General features: G+C 37.0%; 4 protein-coding genes. All 4 read left to right on the forward strand.

The genetic code is table 11. From position 1 onward, the window contains the following. The coding region (locus CXF82_RS00610; RefSeq protein WP_102043487.1) for a GNVR domain-containing protein at positions 1 to 795 on the forward strand (795 nt) is incomplete at its 5' end. Between the two features lie 231 nt (positions 796 to 1,026). After that, positions 1,027 to 2,304, forward strand: coding sequence for a Vi polysaccharide biosynthesis UDP-N-acetylglucosamine C-6 dehydrogenase TviB (tviB, locus tag CXF82_RS00615; protein WP_102043488.1), 1,278 nt, complete (start codon positions 1,027 to 1,029; stop codon positions 2,302 to 2,304). Between the two features lie 42 nt (positions 2,305 to 2,346). Next, positions 2,347 to 3,381 (forward strand): NAD-dependent epimerase/dehydratase family protein, encoded by a 1,035-nt coding sequence (locus tag CXF82_RS00620; protein ID WP_102043489.1) that lies wholly within the window; start codon positions 2,347 to 2,349, stop codon positions 3,379 to 3,381. Positions 3,382 to 3,410: 29 nt separating this feature from the next. Then, positions 3,411 to 4,314 (forward strand): glycosyltransferase family A protein (locus tag CXF82_RS00625; RefSeq protein WP_102043490.1); only part of this gene is annotated, 904 nt, incomplete at its 3' end.

The following is a 4,314-nucleotide window of genomic DNA, read 5'->3' on the forward strand; positions in this document are numbered from 1 at the left end:
CAGCCGAACACCTATAAATCTGAAGCTCTATTAGCGCCGGCGAGTGAAGAACAGGGCGGAGGCTTAAGTGCATTAGCGGGTCAATTTGGCGGTCTTGCGAGTATGGCCGGTATTAACCTTGGTGGCGGTGGCGGAGTAGATAAAACTCAAATGGCCATAGAAGTGATGAAGTCACGTCAATTTAGCAGTCAATTTATCCAAAAGCATAATATTCTTCCGGACTTAATGGCGGTTGATAAATGGAATCAAAGCGATAATTCAATAATATACGATGCTGAATTATACAACTTAGATACAGGTAAATGGCTGCGTGAAGTAAAAGCCCCATTTAAGCCAGAACCGTCTATGCAAGAAGCATATAAAGTGTTCAGTAAAGTTATTTCAGTTGACGAAGCTAAAGATAGTAGCATGGTCACGGTATCGGTTGAACATTTATCACCCGCTATCGCACAGCAGTGGGTGACCTGGCTGATTGAAGATATTAATAAAGTGATGAAAGGGCGAGATGTTGCTGAAGCAAATCGCAGTAGTGAGTTTTTAAATAAGCAAATCGCACTCACTAACGTCGCAGATATTCGTTCAATTCTTTATAAGCTCATCGAAGAGCAAGCGAAAACAATTATGTTTGCAGAAGTTAGAGATGAATATGTATTTAAAACAATCGATCCAGCATTCATTCCTGAAGAAAAAGCTGGACCAAAACGCGCATTGATTTGTGTGTTAGGAATAATGCTTGGCGGAATACTAGCGATAATGCTAGTGCTTATAAGACATTTTGTTAAAAAAGAAGATTAGAAAAGAAGAGCCTATTGGGACTGTTTAGAGAAAAACAGTGAAACCGAGGTTTTATAGGGGGTAGCGGTAATGCCGTCGTCTCAAAATGGATAAAAAGTGTCTCAGTCGGGTTTGAAAGGCTGAGAGTAGAAACTGCGTATTCCCAGTATTCTCAAATATAGAATTTAACTTCATCGTTATTAATCTATACAGAAGTAACAACATTTAATTATTAATTTAGAAGGCTGTAAGATGAGTTTATCACTAGATCATGCAAAAATTGGAATTATTGGATTAGGCTATGTTGGTTTACCTTTAGCTGTAGAGTTCGGAAAGCAGTTTGATGTTCTTGGTTTTGATATAAACAAACCTCGCATTAAAGAGCTATCAGAGGGGAGAGACTCAACCTTGGAGTGCTCATCTGAAGAACTTAAAGAGGCTACGAATTTAAAGTACAGTGCTGATGCTGCAGATTTAAAAGAATGTAACATATATATTGTTACTGTTCCTACGCCTATAGATGAGCATAAGCAACCCGATTTATCTCCGTTAGTTAAGGCTAGTGAGATGCTAGGTAAAGTGATCTCAAAAGGTGATACGATCATATATGAGTCAACTGTTTATCCGGGGGCAACTGAAGAAGAATGTATTCCAGTCGTTGAGCGATTTTCAGGTTTAACTTTCAATGTTGATTTCTTTGCCGGCTACTCACCTGAACGAATTAATCCTGGTGATAAAGAACATCGAGTTACGAATATTTTGAAAGTTACGGCCGGGTCTACTCCAGAAATTGCTAACTTCGTAGACAGTTTATACAAATCAATTATTACTGCAGGCACTCATAAAGCTTCATCGATCAAAGTTGCTGAGGCTGCAAAAGTAATTGAGAATACACAGCGTGATGTGAATATTGCTCTAATCAATGAGCTTTCAATTATTTTTAATAAGCTAGGGATTGATACTTTAGAGGTTTTAGAAGCCGCAGGTACAAAATGGAACTTTTTACCATTTAGGCCTGGTTTAGTGGGAGGCCACTGTATTGGAGTTGATCCGTATTACCTAACCCATAAAGCACAAAGTGTTGGTTATCATCCTGAAATGATTTTGGCTGGCCGTAGGTTGAACGATGGTATGGGGGCATATGTTGTGTCTCAATTAGTAAAAACTATGCTAAAAGATCGTATTCATGTCGATGGTGCAAATGTTCTCGTCATGGGATTAACTTTTAAAGAAAACTGCCCTGATTTACGTAATACTAAAGTTATAGATATCGTTAGTGAATTAAAAGAATACAATATCAATGTTGATGTTACTGACCCGTGGTGCTCTGCTGAAGAGGCTCTAGAGGAGTATGGGTTGGCATTAACCTCTCCTAAACAAGGGCATTATGATGCAATTATATTAGCGGTTGCTCATGATGAATTTTCAGTGATGGGGCCAGAGTTAATTCGCGAGCTAGGTAAAGAAAAGCATGTGTTATATGATTTAAAGTATGTGTTACCGAAAGAAAATGTAGATATGCGTTTATAGGTATTAATACCGCAGTAAGTTTCAAATATATAGGTTAAAAAAATGTCACGTTACCAAGAAGTTAAAAAACAGTTGATTCAGTGTCCTAAAGTATGGCTAGTGACAGGTGTTGCTGGTTTTATTGGGTCAAATTTACTTGAAACATTGTTGAAATTAAATCAAAAAGTAGTTGGTTTAGATAATTTTTCGACAGGGCATCAATATAACCTGGATGAAGTTAAAGGGTTAGTCTCTAGTGATGAATGGCAAAACTTTAGTTTTATTGAAGGGGATATTCGAGATTTTGATACTTGTCAAAAAGCTGTTTCAGGTGTGGATTATGTTTTACATCAGGCTGCTTTAGGTTCTGTACCTCGGTCGATTTCGAATCCTGTATTAACAAATTCAGCAAATATAACTGGCTATTTGAATATGTTAACCGCAGCAAAAGAAGAGCTGGTAATTAGCTTTACTTATGCAGCATCGAGCTCTACATATGGTGACCACCCTGCTTTACCTAAGGTAGAAGAAAACATTGGTAACCCTCTTTCTCCTTATGCGGTTACGAAATATGTTAATGAACTCTATGCTAATGTGTTTGCCAAAACATATGGTTTTAAAACAATTGGCTTACGTTACTTTAATGTATTTGGAAAAAGGCAGGACCCTAATGGGGCGTATGCTGCTGTTATTCCTAAGTGGACTTCTGCAATGATTGAAGAACAGGACATTTTCATTAATGGTGATGGTGAAACGAGTCGAGATTTTTGTTTCATTGAAAATGTAATTCAAATGAATATTTTGGCTGCTACTGCTAAAGATGAAGTGAAAAATGAAGTTTATAACGTTGCAGTAGGTGATAGAACAACACTTAATGAATTGTTTAAAGCTATTCGAGTTTCCCTCATCGGTAATAAAGTGGTTGTGAATAATGAGCCTGTATACAGAGACTTTAGAGCCGGCGACGTAAGGCACTCTCAAGCTAATATCGACAAAGCTAGAGGCAATCTTGGTTACGAACCTGAGTTTCGTATTCTTGGTGGTATTGATAAAGCTATGCCATGGTATATTAATTTTTTAACGCGTAACGCTGATTAATCAAACGTATTGTTAAGTAAGGCTTATTAATGTCAAAAACACCTGTTGTTCTTTTTATCTTTAAAAGAAGCGAAACGTTATGGCGAATAATTGGGCAGATTAAAAAATATAATCCCAATAAAATGTATGTTATTGCCGATGGTGGCAGAACAGAAGAAGAAAAAGCCCTAGCAGAAAAAACAAGAGAAATAGCTCTTTCATTAATCGATTGGGATTGTGAGGTTGTAACCGACTTTAGCGATGAAAATGTAGGGGTGTACAATCGTATTGGAGAAGGAGCTAAATGGGTTCTTTCACAAGAAGAAAAGGCGATTTTTTTAGAAGACGATAATTATCCAGAAGATACTTTTTTCCAGTATTGTGATGACTTATTAGAGCGTTATAGTGATGATAATGATGTTGGCTGGATTTGTGGAACTAACTACTTAGGTGACTCATCTGAGTTAGGCCCTGAAAGTTATTATTATACCTACCATTTGTTACCTTGTGGTTGGGCGAGTTGGAAGCATAAATTCAATGGTTTTTATGACGGTGAGCTAGAAACTTTAGATCCTCAAAGCATAAGTGTAATGAAATCCACTTATGCTGATAAACGGTTATTCTTACAAGAATTACAATCTGTTAAGCAAACTAAGTTTAACTATTTGAGAAACCCTAAGATAGTTTCTTGGGATAGGCAGATGTGTTTTTCTATTCGCTCGACAAAGAAATTTGGTATTGCCCCGCATAAAAATCAAATTAAAAATATTGGAGTTGATGTTCACTCTGAGCATGGCGGAACATCTATGAATATTGAAATGACATCTCGATTCTGTGAGATACCTACATTTCAATTACAGTTTCCTTTGGTTGCTCCGATGAATAAGGTCGTCAATAATAGCTTTGAAAATAGAAATTCAGATATTATATTATATCCGTTCATAGGGCGTGTTA

The sequence above is a fragment of the Shewanella sp. GutDb-MelDb genome (assembly GCF_002836075.1).
In the GTDB taxonomy this organism is placed as follows: domain Bacteria; phylum Pseudomonadota; class Gammaproteobacteria; order Enterobacterales; family Shewanellaceae; genus Shewanella.

Bases quoted from the DNA above. Each gene is read 5' to 3' on its own strand.
- CXF82_RS00620 (WP_102043489.1), top strand. From the start codon at position 2,347: ATGTCACGTTACCAAGAAGTTAAAAAACAGTTGATTCAGTGTCCTAAA.
- tviB (WP_102043488.1), top strand. From the start codon at position 1,027: ATGAGTTTATCACTAGATCATGCAAAAATTGGAATTATTGGATTAGGC.